This window comes from Dickeya sp. ws52, assembly GCF_007210685.1.
GTDB lineage: Bacteria > Pseudomonadota > Gammaproteobacteria > Enterobacterales > Enterobacteriaceae > Dickeya > Dickeya chrysanthemi.
Window position 1 is genome coordinate 1 of record NZ_SZVX01000047.1, and the last position, 1,407, is coordinate 1,407.

Here is a 1,407-nt window from a genome sequence, read left to right on the forward strand (position 1 = left end):
CTTCGCCGGGTGAGCCGCATGGACGATGAAATGGACGCTCCTACTTGACGGCATCGAATGTGCCAAACTGAGAGCATCACACTTCAGTTAAAGAAGGAGCGTCCACATGCAAGTATCAACCCTTGGTATTGATTTGGCAAAAAATGTTTTCCAACTTCATGGCGTTGATAACTCAGGGAAAACCGTATTGCGAAAGCGACTGACCAGAAACGCATTCCTGCCATTTCTGGCCCAGTTGCCCCCTTGTTTAATTGGTATGGAAGCCTGTGCATCAGCTCATCACTTCGCTCGTCGTTTGATGCAGTACGGCCATCAGGTCAGGTTGATGCCGCCCAGTTATGTCAAACCTTATGTGAAGCGGGATAAAACCGACGCGCGAGATGCAGAGGCCATTTGTGAAGCCGTAGCCCGACCTAACATGCGTTTTGTTGCCGTGAAAAGTGAAACGCAGCAGGCCATATTAGCACTGCATACTGAACGGGACCTGCTGATTCGGGAAAGGGTTGCCAGCACCAACAGCTTGCGGGCAATGCTGGCAGAGTTCGGTGTGGTGATGGAGACCGGCCTGTCAGCCTTGTACAAGACATTGCCGGTGATACTGGAGGATGGAGAAAATGCGCTCACGGCGCTGACAAGGCGCAGTGCAGCACGTCAACTAACGCATCTGAGGGAGCTGGAGCACCAGATAGCAGAAGTTGAGCGTGAATTAAACGCGTGGTTCCACAGTCAGGAGGCCTGCAGGCGTCTGGAAAAAGTCCCCGGAGTTGGCATGCTGACGGCGACGTATATGGTTGCAGCAGTAGGGGATGGTTCACAGTTTACCTCCTCAAAACAGTTTGCGGCGTGGGTGGGGCTGACGCCGAAGGAACACTCCAGTGGTGGTAAACAGTGGCTGGGCCCCATAAGTAAGCGGGGTGACCGTTATTTTCGCTATCTGCTGATACATGGAGCAAGAGCACTGGCGGCAGTGATAGAGCGACACCGTGATAAACAGACATGGTTTTATAGCCTGCTGAAGAGAAAACCGTTCAACGTGGCAGTTGTCGCCCAGGCAGGCAGAACAGCGAGAATCTTGTGGTCAATGTTGAGATGCGGGAGTGAATATCGGGAAATCGCTCCTGTCTGAAGGTCGGGTTTTAAAGGAAGGAGACGGGTCAGGCAGTTCTGAAAAGTGCAAGGTGTAATCACAGTAATGGCAAAACAGGTAAGACCGCAGGAGAAACAGGTCGTTCGCCGCGTGGGCTTTGAGCCCGAAGGGATGTAAGACGTTCTCCTGGCGGATTTCATTATGGTGGCGCGACAAAAAGCGAAAAACCGGATATATGACTGCACAACCTGCCATGCCGTTTTAAAGAAAACAGATTGCAAATTTGGGAGCGTCCATATACGCGGCGAAAGCCCGTGCCG

Annotated in this window: 1 protein-coding gene; it reads left to right on the plus strand. The window is 52.2% G+C overall.

Annotated elements, in window-relative coordinates; all coding sequences use genetic code 11:
• The first annotated feature begins 106 nt into the window (after nucleotides 1-106).
• Nucleotides 107-1,126, plus strand: a complete 1,020-nt coding sequence (locus tag FDP13_RS21425; RefSeq protein WP_143840372.1) for an IS110-like element ISEch3 family transposase — start codon at nucleotides 107-109, stop codon at nucleotides 1,124-1,126.
• Nucleotides 1,127-1,407: the final 281 nt, after the last annotated feature.

Coding starts and splice junctions, on each gene's coding strand:
- FDP13_RS21425 (WP_143840372.1), top strand. CDS start 107: ATGCAAGTATCAACCCTTGGTATTGATTTGGCAAAAAATGTTTTCCAA.